This window comes from Nocardioides maradonensis, from assembly GCF_054777115.1.
Genome location: NZ_BAAHAZ010000008.1, coordinates 198,901 through 214,772 on the forward strand (window position 1 = coordinate 198,901; position 15,872 = coordinate 214,772).

The 15,872-nt window shown below is 71.5% G+C and carries 16 protein-coding genes; 5 read left to right on the top strand and 11 right to left on the bottom strand.

Annotation, left to right across the window (positions count from 1 at the left end):
• Positions 1–60 precede the first annotated feature (60 nt).
• The 3 genes from ACYVAQ_RS11755 to hrcA are packed head-to-tail and all read right to left on the bottom strand — an operon-like array spanning position 61 to position 3,012.
• Positions 61–801, bottom strand: a complete 741-nt coding sequence (locus ACYVAQ_RS11755) for a 16S rRNA (uracil(1498)-N(3))-methyltransferase (protein WP_460789618.1) — start codon at positions 799–801, stop codon at positions 61–63.
• Position 802: 1 nt separating this feature from the next.
• Entirely contained in the window at positions 803–1,969 is a 1,167-nt protein-coding gene (gene dnaJ / locus ACYVAQ_RS11760) for a molecular chaperone DnaJ (protein ID WP_460789620.1), read from the bottom strand.
• A gap of 20 nt (positions 1,970–1,989) precedes the next feature.
• Positions 1,990–3,012: a heat-inducible transcriptional repressor HrcA gene (gene hrcA / locus ACYVAQ_RS11765; RefSeq protein ID WP_460789623.1), complete on the bottom strand. Its 1,023-nt coding sequence runs from the start codon at positions 3,010–3,012 to the stop codon at positions 1,990–1,992.
• A 117-nt stretch (positions 3,013–3,129) separates the two neighbouring features.
• Between hrcA and ACYVAQ_RS11770 the strand changes: the two genes are divergently transcribed.
• Positions 3,130–3,399: a hypothetical protein gene (locus ACYVAQ_RS11770; protein ID WP_460789625.1), complete on the top strand. Its 270-nt coding sequence runs from the start codon at positions 3,130–3,132 to the stop codon at positions 3,397–3,399.
• A 62-nt stretch (positions 3,400–3,461) separates the two neighbouring features.
• The gene (locus ACYVAQ_RS11775) at positions 3,462–4,301 is read left to right on the top strand and encodes a DUF3097 domain-containing protein (RefSeq protein WP_460789628.1); all 840 of its coding nucleotides are present in this window, start codon (positions 3,462–3,464) and stop codon (positions 4,299–4,301) included.
• 71 nt (positions 4,302–4,372) lie between these two features.
• Here the strand turns inward: ACYVAQ_RS11775 and hemW are convergent, their stop codons facing one another.
• The 7 genes from hemW to lepA form a co-directional block, all read right to left on the bottom strand.
• Complete coding sequence (hemW, locus tag ACYVAQ_RS11780) at positions 4,373–5,497, bottom strand: radical SAM family heme chaperone HemW (protein ID WP_460789630.1); 1,125 nt, start codon at positions 5,495–5,497, stop codon at positions 4,373–4,375.
• A complete protein-coding gene (locus ACYVAQ_RS11785) occupies positions 5,497–7,320 on the bottom strand; it encodes an AMP-dependent synthetase/ligase (RefSeq protein ID WP_460789632.1) in 1,824 nt (607 codons plus the stop codon). The genes hemW and ACYVAQ_RS11785 overlap by 1 nt, the downstream gene beginning before the upstream one ends.
• 85 nt (positions 7,321–7,405) lie before the next feature.
• On the bottom strand, positions 7,406–8,053 hold the full coding sequence (locus tag ACYVAQ_RS11790; protein ID WP_460789634.1) for an MOSC domain-containing protein: 648 nt from the start codon (positions 8,051–8,053) through the stop codon (positions 7,406–7,408).
• A gap of 56 nt (positions 8,054–8,109) precedes the next feature.
• A complete protein-coding gene (locus ACYVAQ_RS11795; protein ID WP_460789637.1) occupies positions 8,110–8,754 on the bottom strand; it encodes a hypothetical protein in 645 nt (214 codons plus the stop codon).
• An 85-nt stretch (positions 8,755–8,839) separates the two neighbouring features.
• A complete protein-coding gene (locus ACYVAQ_RS11800) occupies positions 8,840–9,028 on the bottom strand; it encodes a DUF3099 domain-containing protein (protein ID WP_460789639.1) in 189 nt (62 codons plus the stop codon).
• A 21-nt stretch (positions 9,029–9,049) separates the two neighbouring features.
• The gene (locus ACYVAQ_RS11805) at positions 9,050–9,859 is read right to left on the bottom strand and encodes an aminoglycoside phosphotransferase family protein (protein ID WP_460789641.1); all 810 of its coding nucleotides are present in this window, start codon (positions 9,857–9,859) and stop codon (positions 9,050–9,052) included.
• Complete coding sequence (gene lepA, locus ACYVAQ_RS11810) at positions 9,856–11,739, bottom strand: translation elongation factor 4 (protein ID WP_460789643.1); 1,884 nt, start codon at positions 11,737–11,739, stop codon at positions 9,856–9,858. Before lepA ends, ACYVAQ_RS11805 begins: the two co-directional genes overlap by 4 nt.
• Before the next feature lie 121 nt (positions 11,740–11,860).
• On the opposite strand from lepA, the gene ACYVAQ_RS11815 reads away from it, so the two are divergent.
• From ACYVAQ_RS11815 to rpsT, 3 genes are all read left to right on the top strand, one after another.
• On the top strand, positions 11,861–13,441 hold the full coding sequence (locus tag ACYVAQ_RS11815) for an alkaline phosphatase D family protein (protein WP_460789645.1): 1,581 nt from the start codon (positions 11,861–11,863) through the stop codon (positions 13,439–13,441).
• Positions 13,442–13,480: 39 nt separating this feature from the next.
• Positions 13,481–14,434, top strand: a complete 954-nt coding sequence (locus ACYVAQ_RS11820; RefSeq protein ID WP_460789647.1) for a phosphotransferase family protein — start codon at positions 13,481–13,483, stop codon at positions 14,432–14,434.
• Between the two features lie 121 nt (positions 14,435–14,555).
• Complete coding sequence (gene rpsT / locus ACYVAQ_RS11825) at positions 14,556–14,816, top strand: 30S ribosomal protein S20 (RefSeq protein WP_460789650.1); 261 nt, start codon at positions 14,556–14,558, stop codon at positions 14,814–14,816.
• Positions 14,817–14,879: 63 nt separating this feature from the next.
• Here rpsT and holA read toward each other — a convergent pair whose 3' ends face one another.
• Positions 14,880–15,854, bottom strand: coding sequence for a DNA polymerase III subunit delta (gene holA, locus ACYVAQ_RS11830; protein ID WP_460789652.1), 975 nt, complete (start codon positions 15,852–15,854; stop codon positions 14,880–14,882).
• Positions 15,855–15,872 lie beyond the last annotated feature (18 nt).

Genomic DNA, 15,872 nt, shown 5'->3' on the forward strand with positions numbered 1-15,872 from the left:
CTCGACTCTGAGCGGGTCGCGTCCTCCGGGACGCGGCCCGCTCTGCTTTTTCGAGCGAGATCAGCCCCAGCGCGGAGTCTGGGCCAGCAGCGCGGCACTCGCCGCGAGCCCGGCCGTGGACGTCCGCAGGACCTCGGCACCGAGCCGGGTCGACACTCCCCCTGCGCCCACCAGGAGCGCGACCTCCTCGTCGGTGAGCCCGCCCTCGGGCCCGACCACCACGACGATGTCGCCACGGTCCGGTACGGCGAGCGCGGCCAGCGGCTCGCTGGCGTCCTCGTGCAGCACGACCGCCAGGTCGGCCTGGGCGACGAGCTCCACGACGTCGCGGGTGGCTGCCAGCGGGTCCACCTCCGGGTGCCACGCGCGCCGCGACTGCTTCGCCGCCTCCCGAGCGGTGGCGGCCCACTTGGCGTGGGACTTCGCTGCCCGCTCGCCCTTCCAGACCGCGACGCTGCGCGTCGCCGCCCACGGGATGATCCGCGCGACGCCGATCTCGGTCAGCACCTCGACGGCCAGCTCGCCGCGCTCCCCCTTGGGCAGCGCCTGGACGACGGTGATCCGCGGGCTCGGCTCGGGGTGGTCCCGGACGTCCGCGACAGTCACGTCGAAGGACCGCTTCGTCGTGGCCGCGACCGAGCCGAGCGCGACCCGCCCGAGGCCGTCGCACAGCTGCAGCTCCTCGCCGACCCGCAGCCGTCGTACGACGACGGCGTGGTGGGCCTCGTCGCCCTCCACCACCACGGTGGAGCCGGGCGCGACGCCGTCGAGGGACGGCACGAGGTGCTGCGGGAGCGTCATGTCAGTGGGTGCCGAACGCGTCCCGCAACCGGCCGAACATCGTCTTGTGAGCCGGTCGTACGTCGCCGGTCGGCTGCTCCTCGCCGCGGACGGCCGCGAGCTCGCGGAGCAGCTCCTCCTGCCGCGGGTCGAGGCGGGTCGGGGTCTCGACGGCGACGGTGACGATCATGTCGCCGCGACCGCCGCGCAGGCCCGGGACACCCCGGCCGCGCATCGTGACCTCGTGCCCGGACTGGGTGCCGGCCGGCACCGCCAGGTCGAACGCGGTCTCGACGCCGGAGTCGGCGCTGGTCTCCAGGTCGGCCTCGAGGGTCGGGAGGCTGATGGTCGTGCCCAGCGCGGCCGCCGTCATCGGCAGCGCCACGGTGCAGTGCAGGTCGCTGCCGTGCCGGGTGAAGGTCCGGTGCGGGGCGACCTGGATCTCGACGTACAGGTCGCCGGCGGGGCCACCGCCGGGACCGACCTCGCCCTGCTCGGCGAGCTGGACGCGGGTGCCGGTGTCGACGCCGGCGGGGATCTTGACGGTGAGCGTGCGGCGCGAGCGGACCCGGCCCTCGCCGGAGCACTCCCGGCAGGGGTCGGGGATGACCGTGCCGAAGCCGCGGCAGGTCGGGCAGGCGCGCAGGGTGCGGATCTCGCCCAGGAAGGACCGCTGCACGTGCGCGACCTCACCCTGGCCGTGGCAGGTCTCGCAGGTCACCGGCTGCGAGCCGGGCGCGGCGCCGGAGCCGCTGCAGGTGGAGCAGCGCACGGCGGTGTCGACCTTGAGCTCCTTGTTGACGCCGAACGCGGCCTCCGCCAGCTCGATCTCGAGGCGGATCAGGGCGTCCTGGCCGCGGCGTACCCGCGAGCGCGGGCCGCGCCCACCCCCACCGCCTCCGGCGGAGCCGCCGAAGAAGGCATCCATGATGTCGGTGAAGGAGAAGCCCGCGCCCTGACCGAACCCTCCGCCACCGAACGGGTCACCGCCGCGGTCGAACGCGGCGCGCTTCTGCGGGTCGGAGAGCACCTCGTACGCGACCGAGACCTGCTTGAAGCGCTCCTGCGCCTCGGGGTCGGGGTTGACGTCCGGGTGCAGCTGACGGGCCAGCTTCCGGTAGGCCTTCTTGATGGTGTCCGCGTCGGCGTCGCGTGCGACGCCGAGCAGCTCGTAGGGGTCCTGGGACACGGTTCTCTTTCTGCGTGAGCTCAGTCGAGGATGCGCGAGACGTAGCTGGCCACGGCGCGCACCGCCGACATCGTTCCGGGGTAGTCCATGCGGGTCGGGCCCACGACGCCGAGCGTGGCGAGGGCCTCTCCCTGGGTGGTCAACGGGCCGTAGCCGCTGGCGACCACGCTGGTCGCGGACAGCTGCTCGTAGGGTCCCTCGGCGCCGATACGGACCATCACGGCGCCGTCGGTCGTGGCCTCGCCCAGCAGCGTGAGCAGCACGACGTGCTCCTCGATCGCCTCCAGCAGCGGCCGCACCGAGGTCTCGAAGCTGTCACCGAACCGCGCCAGGTTGGAGGTGCCGCCGACGGCGACCCGCGCGTCGGAGCGGTGGTCGCTCATCGCCTCGACCAGAGCCGTCACCACGCCCGCGGTCGCCTGGTCGGTGGGTACGTCGTCGTCGACGAGCGCGTTGAGGGCCGTCACCGCGTCGGCGATCTGCTCACCGGTGGCGGCGAGGTTGACCCGGCTGCGGAGCCGGGCGATCTCGTCCTCGGAGAGCTCGTGGCCGAGCTCGACCAGCCGCTGCTCGACCCGGCCGGTGCTGAGGATCAGGATGACCAGCAGGCGGTCGGGGTTGAGCGCGACCAGCTCGACGTGGCGCACCGTGCTGCGCGACAGCGTGGGGTACTGGACCACGGCGACCTGGTGCGTCAGCTGCGCCAGCAGCCGCACCGACCGGTTGACGACGTCGTCGAGGTCGACGGCCCCGTCGAGGAAGGCCGAGATGGCGCGCCGCTCCGGCGCACTCATGGGCTTGACCGTGGAGAGCCGGTCGACGAAGAGCCGGTAGCCCTTGTCGGTCGGCACCCGGCCCGCACTGGTGTGCGGCTGGGCGAGGTAGCCCTCGTCCTCGAGCGCCGCCATGTCGTTGCGGATCGTCGCGGGGCTCACGTTGAGACCGTGCCGCTCGACCAGCGCCTTGGAGCCGACCGGCTCCTCGGTCGCGACGTAGTCCTCCACGATCGCGCGGAGCACGGCGAGCCGTCGTTCCTCCTGCATGCCCACCTCCGTCCTCCAACCCTGGCACTCACCACGAACGAGTGCCAAGTCTATCGCGTGACGTCCCACGGTTCACCGTGACGACTGCCGCCGGCGCGATCGGGTACCGCCCCGCACATGAGCGAACCCCAGGAGCACCAGACCGACGACCGGACCACCGACCCCACCGACGACCCCACCGACGACCCCAGCGCGGCTTCGAGCGAGGCCCCGATGGGCGTCCCCGACGAGGCGCTGCCCGAGGACCTCGTCGCCGGCGAGGACAACCCGCTCGCGGAGGGGCTGCCGCCGGGCGAGACGGCGGACGGCCTGCTGGACCCGGAGGACGAGGACGGGCAGGACGGCGCGCAGGGGGTCCAGACCGGCAGCGCACCGCAGGAGCAGTGACGCACGTCGCGTCCGGCGCGCCGACCCCGGAGCGCCCGCGCGAGCGCCTAGCGTTTCCGGACGTGGATCGCTATGGCACCGACGTACTCAGCGGCGACTGGAAGGTGCCCAAGCGCGGGCGCGCGGTCGAGATGCCCGCCGACATCGGCCTGGTCGTCGAGGAGGTCATGACCGACTGGTGCGGCGAGATCGTCGCGGTCGACCGGGACATCGCCACCGTCACGCTCGAGGACCGGCGCGGCAAGCGTCGTACCTTCGAGCTGGGGCCGGGCTTCCTGCTCGAGGGCAAGCCGGTCATCCTCACCCCTCCGGTGCGGCTCGCCGCGCCGGCGAAGCCCGCCCGCACCGCCTCCGGCTCCATCGCCGTCCACGACGCCCGGGCGCGCGTGGCGCGCGCGAGCAGGATCTTCGTCGAGGGCCGGCACGACGCCGAGCTGGTCGAGAAGGTCTGGGGCGACGACCTCCGGATCGAGGGTGTCGTCGTGGAGTACCTGGGCGGCGTCGACGACCTGGCCGGTCACCTCGCCGAGTTCGGCCCCGGCCCGGACCGCAAGGTCGGTGTGCTCGTCGACCACCTGGTCGCGGGCTCCAAGGAGTCGCGGATAGCCGAGTCGATCGCGCGCGGTCCGTACGGCGACAGCGTGCTCATCGTCGGCCACCCCTTCGTCGATGTCTGGCAGGCCGTCAAGCCGGACCGGCTCGGGCTGCGCGAGTGGCCCACCATCCCCCGCGACATCGAGTGGAAGAAGGGCGTGTGCCGCCACCTCGGCTGGCCGTACGCCGACCAGGCCGACATCGCCCGCGCCTGGCAGACCATCCTCGGCCGCGTCGGCTCCTTCGACGACCTCGAGCCGGCTCTGCTGGGGCGGGTCGAGGAGCTCATCGACTTCGTGACCACCTGAGGTCGCGTCGTACCTGACCAACGCGTTGGATTTCGGCGACGAACCCAACGCGTTGGTCAGGTACGACGGGGCTACACCAGCTCCCGCACGACACCGTCGGCCAGCAAGCGGCCGGCGTCGGTGAGGCGGACCAGGCCATCGGCGGGGTCGTGGATCAGGCCGCGGGCCGCGAGGTCCGGAAGGGCGGCGCGGCCGGCGTCGTCGAGCACGCCGACCGACAGCCCGTCGCGCAGCCGGACCTCGAGCAGGACCCGCTCGACCCGTCGCGTCTCGGCGTCGAGGACCTCCGAGTCGGCCTCGGGCGACTCCCCCGCGGCGAGGCGCTCGGCGTACGCACGGGGGTGCTTGACGTTCCACCAGCGCCGGCCGTCCAGGTGCGAGTGGGCGCCGGGGCCGATGCCCCACCAGTCGCCGCTGCGCCAGTAGCCGATGTTGTGCCGGCAGCGGGCCGCGTCGTCGCGCGCCCAGTTGGAGACCTCGTACCACTCCAGCCCGGCGGCGCGGAGGGCCCGGTCGCCCTGGGCGTACTTGTCCGCCAGGTCGTCCTCGTCGGGCATCGGCAGCTCGCCCCTCCGGACGCGCCGGCCGAGGGCGGTGCCCTCCTCCACGATCAACGAGTACGCCGACACGTGGTCGGGCTCGCAGGCGAGCGCCGCATCGAGCGACGTCTGCCAGTCGTCGGCCGACTCCCCCGGCGTGCCGTAGATCAGGTCCAGGCTGATCTGCTCGAAGCCCGCCTCGCGCGCCCATGCGACCACGCGCGGCACCCGCTCGGGGTCGTGGGTGCGGTCGAGGACCCGCAGCACGTGCGGGACGGCGGACTGCATGCCGAAGGAGATCCGGTTGAAGCCGCCCTCGCGCAGCGCCGCCAGCGACTCCGGGGTCACCGAGTCGGGGTTGGCCTCCGTGGTCACCTCGGCGCCGGGCGCGAGACCGACCGAGGAGTCGATGGCCCCGAGGATCGTCACCAGGTCGGCGGCGGGCAGCTGGGTCGGCGTACCGCCCCCGAAGAAGACGGTGTCGACCTGCCGCCCGGCCAGCGCCCGTGCGGCCAGCGCGACCTCGGCGACCGCCTGCCCGGCGTACTCGGCCTGCGACCCGCCACCGCCCAGCTCAAGGGCGGTGTAGGTGTTGAAGTCGCAGTAGCCGCAGCGCACCGAGCAGAACGGCACGTGGACGTAGAACCCGAGGGTCATCAGCCTCCGTAGAAGCTGTCGATCAGGTCCTTGTTGTTCGCCTCGACGACGGCACGCTTGACCTTGAGGGAGGGGGTGAGCTCACCGGACTCGATGGTCAGGTCGTGGTCGAGCAGCTCCCACTTCTTGATGGTCTCCCACCGGTTCAGCGAGGCGTTGAGCTGGTCGACGTACTCGCCGATCATCTCCTTGACCTTCGCGTTGCGGGCGAGGTCGGTGTACGACGCACCCTCCAGACCGTTCTGCGCGGCCCAGCCGGCGATCTCGTCGGGGTCCAGGGTCACCAGGGCGGAGACGAAGTTGCGCTCGGCGCCGAAGACCATGAACTGGCTGACGTAGGGGCAGATCGTCTTCATCTTGGCTTCGATGGCCGGCGGGGCGACGTACTTGCCGCCGGAGGTCTTGAAGAGCTCCTTGATCCGGCCGGTGATCCGCAGGAACCCGTCGGCGTCGAGCTCGCCCTTGTCACCGGTGCGCAGCCAGCCGTCAGCGGTCATCGCCTCGGCCGTGGCGTCGGGGCGGTTGTGGTAGCCGACCATCAGGTGCGGGCCCTTGAGCTGGACCTCGCCGCTCTCGTCGATGCGGACCTCGGTCCCCGGGATAGGCAGCCCGACGGTGCCCATCTTGTAGTGGTCCGGGTGGTTGACCGTGGCGCCCGCGGCGTTCTCGGTCATGCCGTATCCCTCGAGGATGAGGATGCCCGCCGCGTGGAACCAGGCCGCGATGTCGGCGTTGAGGGCCGCGGAACCGGAGATGAAGAAGCGGACGCGGCCGCCGAAGCGCTCACGGACCTTGCTGAAGACCAGCTTGTCGAACAGGTCGTGCTCGAGCTTGAGCAGCGGGCTGACCTTGCCCGCACGCACGGCCTCGTCGTACTTCAGGCCGACGGCGAAGGCGCGGTTGAACAGCTTCTCCTTCAGGCCGCCCTCGGCCTGCTGCATCGTGATGATGCGGGCGTAGGCCTTCTCGAAGATGCGCGGCGCGGCGCCCATGAAGGTCGGCTTGACGATGCCCAGGTTGTCGACGATCCGGTCGACCCGGCCGTCGATCGCGCACGCGAAGCCGCAGGCGAGCTGGCTCGACATCAGCACCTTGCCGAAGACGTGCGACATCGGCAGCCAGCGGAACTCGAGGTCGTCGGTGCTGAGGATGTTCTGCGCCTTGATGGCCTCGCCCTCGAAGACCCAGGCCCGGTGGACCGAGCGCACGCCCTTCGGCTTGCCGGTGGTGCCCGAGGTGTAGACGAGCATGCAGAGCTGGTCGGCCGGGATCGCCTTGGCGAGGTCGTCGATGGCCGTGGGGTGCTCGGCGAGGTGCTTCTCGCCCAGCGCCTTGAGGTCGTCCATGCCGATCACCCAGTCGCCGTCGGCGCACGAGGCGTCGAAGACGATGACCTTCTCCAGGCCGGGGATCTCGTCGCGGCGCTCGCGCACCTTGGCCAGCTGGGACTCGTCCTCGAGGAACGCGAAGCGGCACTCGGAGTCGCTGAGGATGTACGCCGTGTCCTCGGCGTTGGTGGACGGGTAGACCGTCGTCGTCGCAGCGCCGGCGCACATGTTGGCGAGGTCGGCCAGGATCCACTCGTAGTTGGTGTTCGAGGCGATGCCGACGCGCTGCTCCTGCTGCAGGCCGAGCGACAGCAGGCCGGCCGCGAGGCGGCGTACCTCGTCACCGGCCTGGCGCCAGGTGCGGGACTCCCACTTCTCGCCGACGGGGAAGCGGAACGCCTCCTTCTCGGGGTTCATCTCGACGCGGTCGAGGAACTGCGCCGCGCAGTTCTGCGGCATCCGGTCGAGGAAGCTGGTGTCGAAGCTGACGGCCACTGAGGCTCCTGAACGTTCGGAACGAGAGGGGGACAACGCCCCCAACCTAGAGCACCCGCGCGCTCTTTGTACCGGCCGGTAGCAATCAGGCGCGTTCGAGGTGGGCGGCGAGCTTGCGGCTCGGTTCGGCGGCGAGGTCGTCGATCACGGCCAGCTCCGGCAGCCGTCGGTGGTCGAGGTTCACCGCGACGAAGAGGTCGACGACGCTGATCCCGTGGTCCGGTACCGACTCGACGGTGATCGGGTCGCCGGCCGCGAGGGCGCCCGTCTCGAGGACGCGGAGGTAGGGACCGGGTCGCCGGGCCTGCATGAAGCGCTTGACCCAGTGGGTGTCGTCGTACCCGCTCGCGGCCTGCCAGCCCTTGAAGGTGTTGCACGGCGTGCGGATCGAGCAGATCTCGAGCAGGGCCGTGCCGATCCGGAGCCGGGTGCCGATGATCGCGGCGTTGAGGTCGATGCCCTCGGTGGTCAGGTTCTCGCCGAACTGGCCCGGTCGGATCGGCTGTCCGAGCTCCTCGACCCAGAAGTCGATGTCCTCGCGGGAGTAGGCGTAGACGGCCTGGTCGCGGCCGCCGTGGTGGTCGATGTCGGACACCGAGTCGCCGACGAGCCCGAGCGGGAGGACCTCGACAGGGCCGACGACCGGCCGTTTGTCGATCGAGCTGCGACCGACCGATCCGGCCCAGTCGACCTCGACCGGGCGACCGACATTCACAGAGACGATCCGCGCCATGCACCGATTCTCTCTCAGTGCATGGCGCGGCTTCTCGTTGGTTTTCGGGTGTCGGCTCAGCTCGCCGTGCCGACGTACGTCGCCTTGGCGACCCGGCGGGTCACCACGGTGCCGTCGTTGGTCACCAGGTGGACCCGCCAGACCGGCTCCGACCGGTCGACGCCGTCACCGTCGGGCGGGCCGTAGACGGAGCCGTTGGTGCAGGAGTACCAGCCCACCCAGTCGGGGTGGCTGGGCACGACGCCCCACGCTCCGCCGATCCGGACGTCGCAGGTCGCGCCGCCGACCAGCCTCAACCGCTGCGGCGAGGGGTGCCGCACCGCAGTCCTTGCGGCGAAGGTGCCGCTGTAGCGGATCCGCACCAGCCTGGTGTCCGACACGTGGCGCAGGCAGAGCGCCGTGTGGTTCGCGGACTTCCAGCAGGACGGGAAGTAGTACGCCGTCGGGAGGCAGGTGTCCACCTTGCCGCTGACCGACGTGGTGGCCTGGAACGAGCAGTCGGTGGACCCCGCCTCGCGGTGCACCGTGTAGCCGGCGACCGGCGTGCCTGCGCTCGTGACGGGCCGGACGACGGCCCGGGCGGTGTGGTCGAGCGTCGAGGCCCGGGTCTGGTCGGTGGCGTTCGCCGTACCGCTCGAGGCGGCAGCCACGACGGCGCCGAGGGCGAGCGTGGAGAGCAGGACGCGGGTCGCGTTCCTCATCATGGGGTTCCTCCCGGGAAGTCTGTGCGGACACCACTGTTGACGCGCCGACGCCGGTCCCGGTTGCAGCGTCGCGGAGGAATTCTCAGCCGTCGCTGTCCTCGCGCCAGTTCGCCGTGATGGCAGCGATGGGAGGCAGCACGGCCGCCACCACGCTCATCGCGATGGCCGCGGGTGTGGAGAAGAGCCGGACCACGAACCACGCGAGCACGATGAGCAGCACGCACGTCCCCATGAGCACGAAGTAGGCCCGCTTGCGTCCTGGAGTCGCCACCCCTTCGACGGTAGCGCGCGCTCAGTCCTGGACGGCCTTCGCGATCGCCAGCATGGCCGTGATCCGTGCCTTGTCCGGCGTGGAGCTGTCGCGGACCTCGTCCAGCACCGCGACGACGGACCGCACGATCACCCAGTCCCGGGCGCGGTCCTCGTCGAGCCCGGCCGCGTCGACGACGGCCAGGAAGCGGTCGCGTACGCCGGCGCGGACCCGGCCCTCGAGCTCGTCCCACCGCGTCCACAGCAGGGGGGCCGGCTCGTAGTGCGGGTCGCCCGAGATCGGTCGCGGCGCGATGGCGCGCCAGCCGTCGGCGTCCGCCGCTGCGAGGACGTGACCGCCGTGCAGATCGGTGTGGACCAGCACTCCGTCGGTCGCCTCGTCGCGGGCGAGGTCGCGCGCCAGGGCTCGGGCGTGGTCGACCACGCGGCGTGGCACCGGCAGCTCGGCAGCGGCGAGCTCGTCGGCCCAGCTCGCGCACAGGAACGACAGCCGGGTGAGCTGCGGGCCGGCCGGCACGTGGAGCAACCGGTAGAGATCGCCGACGTACTCGCACGCCTGGACGTCCCAGTGCTCCGCGAGGTCCTCGGGACCGAGGCGTTCGAGGAGCAGCGCCCCACGGCCGGGGTCGGCGCGCAGCAGCCGGACCGCTCCCCTGCCTGCCCAGCGCTGGAGGGCGAGGTGCTCGTCGGTCCGCTCGCGGCCGACCTTGAGGACCGCCCGCTCTCCGGTGTCGGTGAGGACCGGCAGCACCTCCGCCGTCGTACCGTCGACAGCGGGGCCGTCCGGCGACAGCCGCCACTCCTCGAGGATCGCGGCGGACCGGGCGCTCACTTCTTGGGCTTGTCCCCGCTCGGCTGGGTGGTGGAGAGCGCGGCCACGAAGGCCTCCTGGGGGACCTCGACGCGGCCGACCATCTTCATCCGCTTCTTGCCCTCCTTCTGCTTCTCCAGCAGCTTGCGCTTGCGGGTGATGTCGCCGCCGTAGCACTTGGCGAGGACGTCCTTGCGGATCGCGCGGATCGTCTCGCGGGCGATCACCCGGGCGCCGATCGCGGCCTGGATCGGGACCTCGAACTGCTGGCGCGGGATGAGCTCCTTGAGCTTCCCGGCCATCATCAGGCCGTAGGAGTACGCCGCCTCCTTGTGCACGATCGCCGAGAACGCGTCCACGGGCTCGCCCTGCAGCAGGATGTCGACCTTGACCAGGTCGGCAGCCTGGTCGCCCGAGAACTCGTAGTTGAGGCTCGCGTAGCCCTTCGTCTTCGACTTGAGCTGGTCGAAGAAGTCGAACGCGATCTCGCCCATCGGCAGGATGTAGCGCATCTCGACGCGGTCCTCGGACAGGTAGTCCATGCCCTGCAGCGTGCCGCGCTTCTGCTGGCACAGCTCCATGATCGTGCCGATGTAGTCGCTCGGCGAGAGGACCGTCGCGTTCACGATCGGCTCGCGCACCTCGGCGATCTTCCCCTCGGGGTACTCGCTCGGGTTGGTCACGACGTGCTCGGTGCCGTCGTCCATCGTGACCGCGTAGACCACGTTCGGGGCGGTCGAGATCAGGTCGAGGTTGAACTCGCGCTCGAGCCGCTCGCGGGTGATCTCCATGTGCAGCAGCCCGAGGAAGCCACAGCGGAAGCCGAAGCCCAGCGCGCCGGAGGTCTCCGGCTCGAAGGTCAGCGCGGCGTCGTTGAGCTGCAGCTTCTCGAGCGCGTCGCGGAGGACCGGGTAGTCGTCGCCGTCGATCGGGTAGAGGCCGGCGTACACCATCGGGTTGGGGTGCTCGTAGCCGCCGAGGGGCTCGGTCGCCGGGTTGCTGTTGACCGTGACCGTGTCACCCACGCGGGACTGGCGGACGTCCTTCACCCCGGTGATCAGGTAGCCGGTCTCCCCCACGCCGAGCTCGGTCGCCTTGAGCGGCTCCGGGCTGATGACGCCGACCTCGAGCATCTCGTGCAGCGCGTTGGTCGACATCATCTTGATCTTGTCGCGGTGCTTGAGGCTGCCGTCGACGACCCGGACGTAGGTCACCACGCCGCGGTAGGTGTCGTAGACGGAGTCGAAGATCAGCGCGCGGGCCGGGGCGTCGGCGTCGCCGACCGGCGGAGGGACCTGCTTGACGATCTCGTCGAGGAGCGCCTCGACGCCGAGGCCGGTCTTGGCGGAGGTGAGGAGCACGTCCTCGACCTCGCAGCCGACCAGGTGGGCCAGCTCCTCGGCGTACTTCTCGACGTTGGCGCTGGGCAGGTCGATCTTGTTGAGCACCGGGATGATGTGCAGGTCCGCGCCCATCGCCAGGTAGAGGTTGGCGAGCGTCTGGGCCTCGATGCCCTGGGCGGCGTCGACCAGCAGGATCGCGGCCTCGCACGCCTGCAGGCTGCGGCTCACCTCGTAGGTGAAGTCGACGTGGCCCGGGGTGTCGATCATGTTGAGCACGTAGGTGCCGGGCTCGGCGCCCCGCTCGTTGCCCTCGGCGACGCCCCACGGCATCCGGACGGCCTGGGACTTGATGGTGATGCCGCGCTCGCGCTCGATGTCCATCCGGTCCAGGTACTGCGCCTTCGCCTCGCGCTCGCCGACGACGCCGGTGAGCTGCAGCATCCGGTCGGCGAGGGTCGACTTGCCGTGGTCGATGTGCGCGATGATGCAGAAGTTGCGGATGACCGACGGGTCGGTGCGGCCCGGCTGGGGGGCGGCGGAGGAAGGCACAGCGGGCATGGTCCGCCCATTGTCGCAACAACGCGTGGGCGGGAGGAATTCGCCGGCGTACGCCGACACCTCCCGGACGGTTCAACTGGCGCTCGCCCGCCGTTCTCCCCGGCTCGGTTGGGTGGGCCGCATGACGACACTCGGACGCCGGACGGTCCTCGGCGCAGCAGCCCTCGGAGCCGGCGCCACCCTCATCGGCGGTACGGCGGACGCGGTCGTCCGCCGGACCGCGGCCGGCCTCGTGCGGGCCGATCGGCCGATCCTCACCCACGGCGTCCAGGCCGGCGACCCGGTCGGCGGTCAGGTCACCCTGTGGTCGCGAGCCGACCGCCCGGCGCGCCTGGTCGCCGAGATCTCGCGCGACCCCGACTTCCGTCGGTCCCGGGTCGTGTCCGGGCCGGTCGTGACCCCGGACACCGACTTCACCGGCCGGATCCCGGTGCGTGGTCTGCCCTCGGGCGAGCAGCTCCACTACCGCATCACCGCCGTCGACCTGTCCGACCACCGGGCGACCTCGGAGGCCGTCAGCGGCACCTTCCGCAGCGGTGTGGCCGACCGCCGCGACATCTCCTTCATCTGGTCCGGCGACATCGCCGGCCAGGGCTGGGGCGTCAACCCCGACCTCGGCGGCTACCGGATCGCCGACGCGATGCGCGCGGCGAACGCCGACTTCTTCCTCAGCTCCGGGGACAACTGCTACGCCGACGGCCCGGTCTCCGCGACGGTGACGCTGCCGGACGGACGCACCTGGCGGAACCTGGTGATCGAGGAGAAGACGGCGGTCTCGACCACGCTCGCCGACTTCCGCGGTCAGTACCGCTACAACATGATGGCCGACAACTACCGCGCACTCCTGGGCGAGACCGCGATCATCGCGCAGTGGGACGACCACGAGGTGCTCAACAACTGGTACCCCGGCGAGGTCCTCGAGGGTCGTGCCGGGTTCCCGGCCGGCACCAAGGTCGACGACCTCGTTCCGCTGGCCCGGCAGGCCTTCCACGAGTGGATCCCGGTCGGGAGCGGCTCGCCGGACCGGCTCGGCCGCGTCTACCGGAGGCTCTCCTTCGGTCCTCTGCTCGACCTGTTCATCCTCGACATGCGCAGCCACAAGGACCCCAACACGACCGACGTCGAGACCGTCGACGACGGCGGCATCCTCGGCGCCGAGCAGGAGAAGTGGCTGATCGACGGGGTCACGTCCTCGCGGGCCACCTGGAAGGTCATCGCCAACGACCTGCCGCTCGGGCTCGTCGTCCCCGACGGGACCGAGGGCAGGCCGAACGAGGAGAGCATCTCCAACGGTGTGGCCGGCGCCCCCTCCGGCCGGGAGATGCAGCTGGCCCGCGTGCTGACGGCGTTCCAGCGCGCCAGCGTCCGCAACCACGTGTGGCTGACGGCCGACGTCCACTACACGGCCGCCCACCACTACTCGCCCGACCGCGCGGCGTACCAGGACTTCGACCCGTTCTGGGAGTTCGTGTCGGGTCCGCTCAACGCCGGCGGCTTCGGGCCGAACACCCTCGACCCGACGTTCGGCCCGGAGGCCGTCTTCGTCGCCGCGCCGCCGCGCCCGAGCGTGTCGCCGCTCGAGGGCTACCAGTACTTCGGGCAGGTCACGATCGACGCGGCGTCCGGCGAGCTCACCGTGACCCTCCGCGGCGTCGACGGCGCCGCCCTGCACACGACGACACTGTCCCCGTCGCCCCGATGAGGTGAGCGGGGCGTGCGGCCGGCCTGACAGGATGGCCGGGTGACCACGGAGCGCGCCGCCCGGATCCCGGACCCTCTGCCGCACGGCCGCACCGCCCGGCGTCTCGACTGGGTGCACCTCCCCCCGGCGGTCCGCCGGCGGGTCGAGGACCGCATCGGTACGACGGTCGAGCACGCCGTCTCCCAGGGCGGTGGCTACACGCCCGGATTCGCCTCGGTGCTCCTGGGCACCGACGGCACCCGTCACTTCATCAAGGCGGCATCGGTGAAGGCCCAGCGGGCGTTCGCCGAGTCGTACCGGATCGAGGCCCGTCGGCTCCGCTCGCTCCCGCCCTCGTCGCTCGCTCCCCGCCTGCTGTGGGCCGAGGAGTTCGAGGACTGGATGCTGCTGGAGACCGAGTACGTCGACGGCCGGGCACCGCAGCGTCCGTGGGACCCGGCCGAGCTGGCGGCGGCCTCCGACCTGCTGGTCGCAGCGGCGACCCTGCTCACCCCGGCACCGGGCCTGGGCCTGGATCGGGCGGTGGACGACTGGGCGGACTGGCCGGGCCTGTGGGACAGGATCGACCTGCCGTTCGCCGCCGAGTGCCAGGCCCTCGCCACGCGGTTCGCGGAGGTGGTCGCCGGGGACACGCTCGTCCACGCCGACGTACGCGACGACAACCTGATCGTCCGCCGCGACGGGTCGATGGCGCTGTGCGACTGGAACTGGCCGGTGATGGGCGCCGCCTGGCTGGACTCGCTGATCCTGCTGGTCGGCCCCCGCGGGGACGGCCTCGACGTCGAGGCCCACATCGCCGCCCACCCGCTGCTGTCGGCCGTCGCGGCCGACGACATCGACACCGTGCTGGCCCTGGTGCTGGGCTACTTCGCGCACAGCGCCGCCCAGCCCGCTCCCTCGACGTCGCCCTACGTGCGGCGGGCGCAGGCCTGGCAGCGTGACGTTCTCCTGGACTGGCTGGCCGAGCGGCGCGGCTGGCGATTCGGAGACTGACGCTCGCGCTGGTAACGTTTCTGGCTGCGTGTTCGAGGCCCCTCCCCTCTCATCCCCAGAGTGGCCGGGAGAGCGCGTCTCACCGCAATTCAGGCATCAAGGAAGGGTCACCCGGAACCTCATGGCGAACATCAAGTCGCAGATCAAGCGCAACAAGCAGAACGAGAAGGCGCGCGAGCGCAACAAGGCCGTCAAGACCGGTCTGAAGTCCGCCGTCCGCAAGTTCCGCGAGGCGGCCGAGGCCGGCGACAAGGACACCGCGATCGAGGCCGGCAAGACCGCGAACCGCCTCCTCGACAAGGCCGTCTCCAAGGGCGTCATCCACAAGAACCAGGCTGCGAACCGCAAGTCGGCCATCAGCAAGAAGGCCGCGTCCCTCTGACGTAGCTCTTCAGCATCAAGCCGCCCCTCGGGGCGGCTTCTTGCTTTTTGTGGGGTAGCGCGATCAGCGGCCGGAGCGCAGGCCGGTGATGGTGAGGACGAGCCGCTCGAGCGTGTACGACGCGTCACTGGCGGCGCCCTTGATGTCGGCGTCGGCCTGGGCGACGGCGCGGATCGCCCGGGCGAGGCCGGGCTCGTTCCAGGACCGGGCCTGGTCGCGGATCGTGCGCAGCTTCCAGGGAGGTACGCCGACCTCGCGGGCCAGGTCGGCGTCGCGCATGCCCCGCGGGGCACCGGTGAAGCGGGCCAGGCCGCGGACGCTCCCCGCGAAGGCGGAGGTGACCAGGACCGCCGGGGTGCCTGTGTCCAGTGCCCAGCGGAGCTCCTCGAGGGCCACCTGCGTGCGCCCGGCGAAGGCGGCGTCCGCGACCGCGAAGGACTTCGCCTCGGCGCGGCCGCCGAAGTAGCGACGTACCTTCTCCTCGGTGATCTTCTCCCCGGGGAAGTCGCTGGCCAGCTGGTCGGCGGCGGCGGCCAGGGACCGGAGGTCGCGGCCGACCGCCTCGACCAGCACGTCGGCGGCCTCGCGGTCGGCGCTCGCGCCGTGCCGGCGCAGCTCGGAGGCCACGAATTGCGGGAACTCCGAGGGCTTGAGCTCCTCGGACTTGTGCTCGGTGACCGCAGCCAGCTTGCGCAGCTTGGTGAGCACACCGCTGCCCTTCTGGCCACCGCCGTGGACCAGGACGAGGGCGACGTCCTCGGACGGTGCCGCGGCGTAGGCCAGCAGGCCCTCGACCGACTCGTCGGGGAGGTTCTCCAGGCCTTGCACCACGACGCAGCGGATCGCGGAGAAGAGGGAGGGCGCCGACAGCTCGTCCAGCCCGGCGCCGGTGAGGTCGCCGGCGACCGCGTCGGAGACCTCGGCCTCGGCGTCGTGCGAGCGCACGGCCTCCTTGACCTGCGCGACGACCCGGGCCCCGAGGAACTCCTCCTTGCCGGTCACGAGGATGATCCGCCCCAGCACCTCGTCGACCCGCATGGCCCGAAGTCTAGGGGC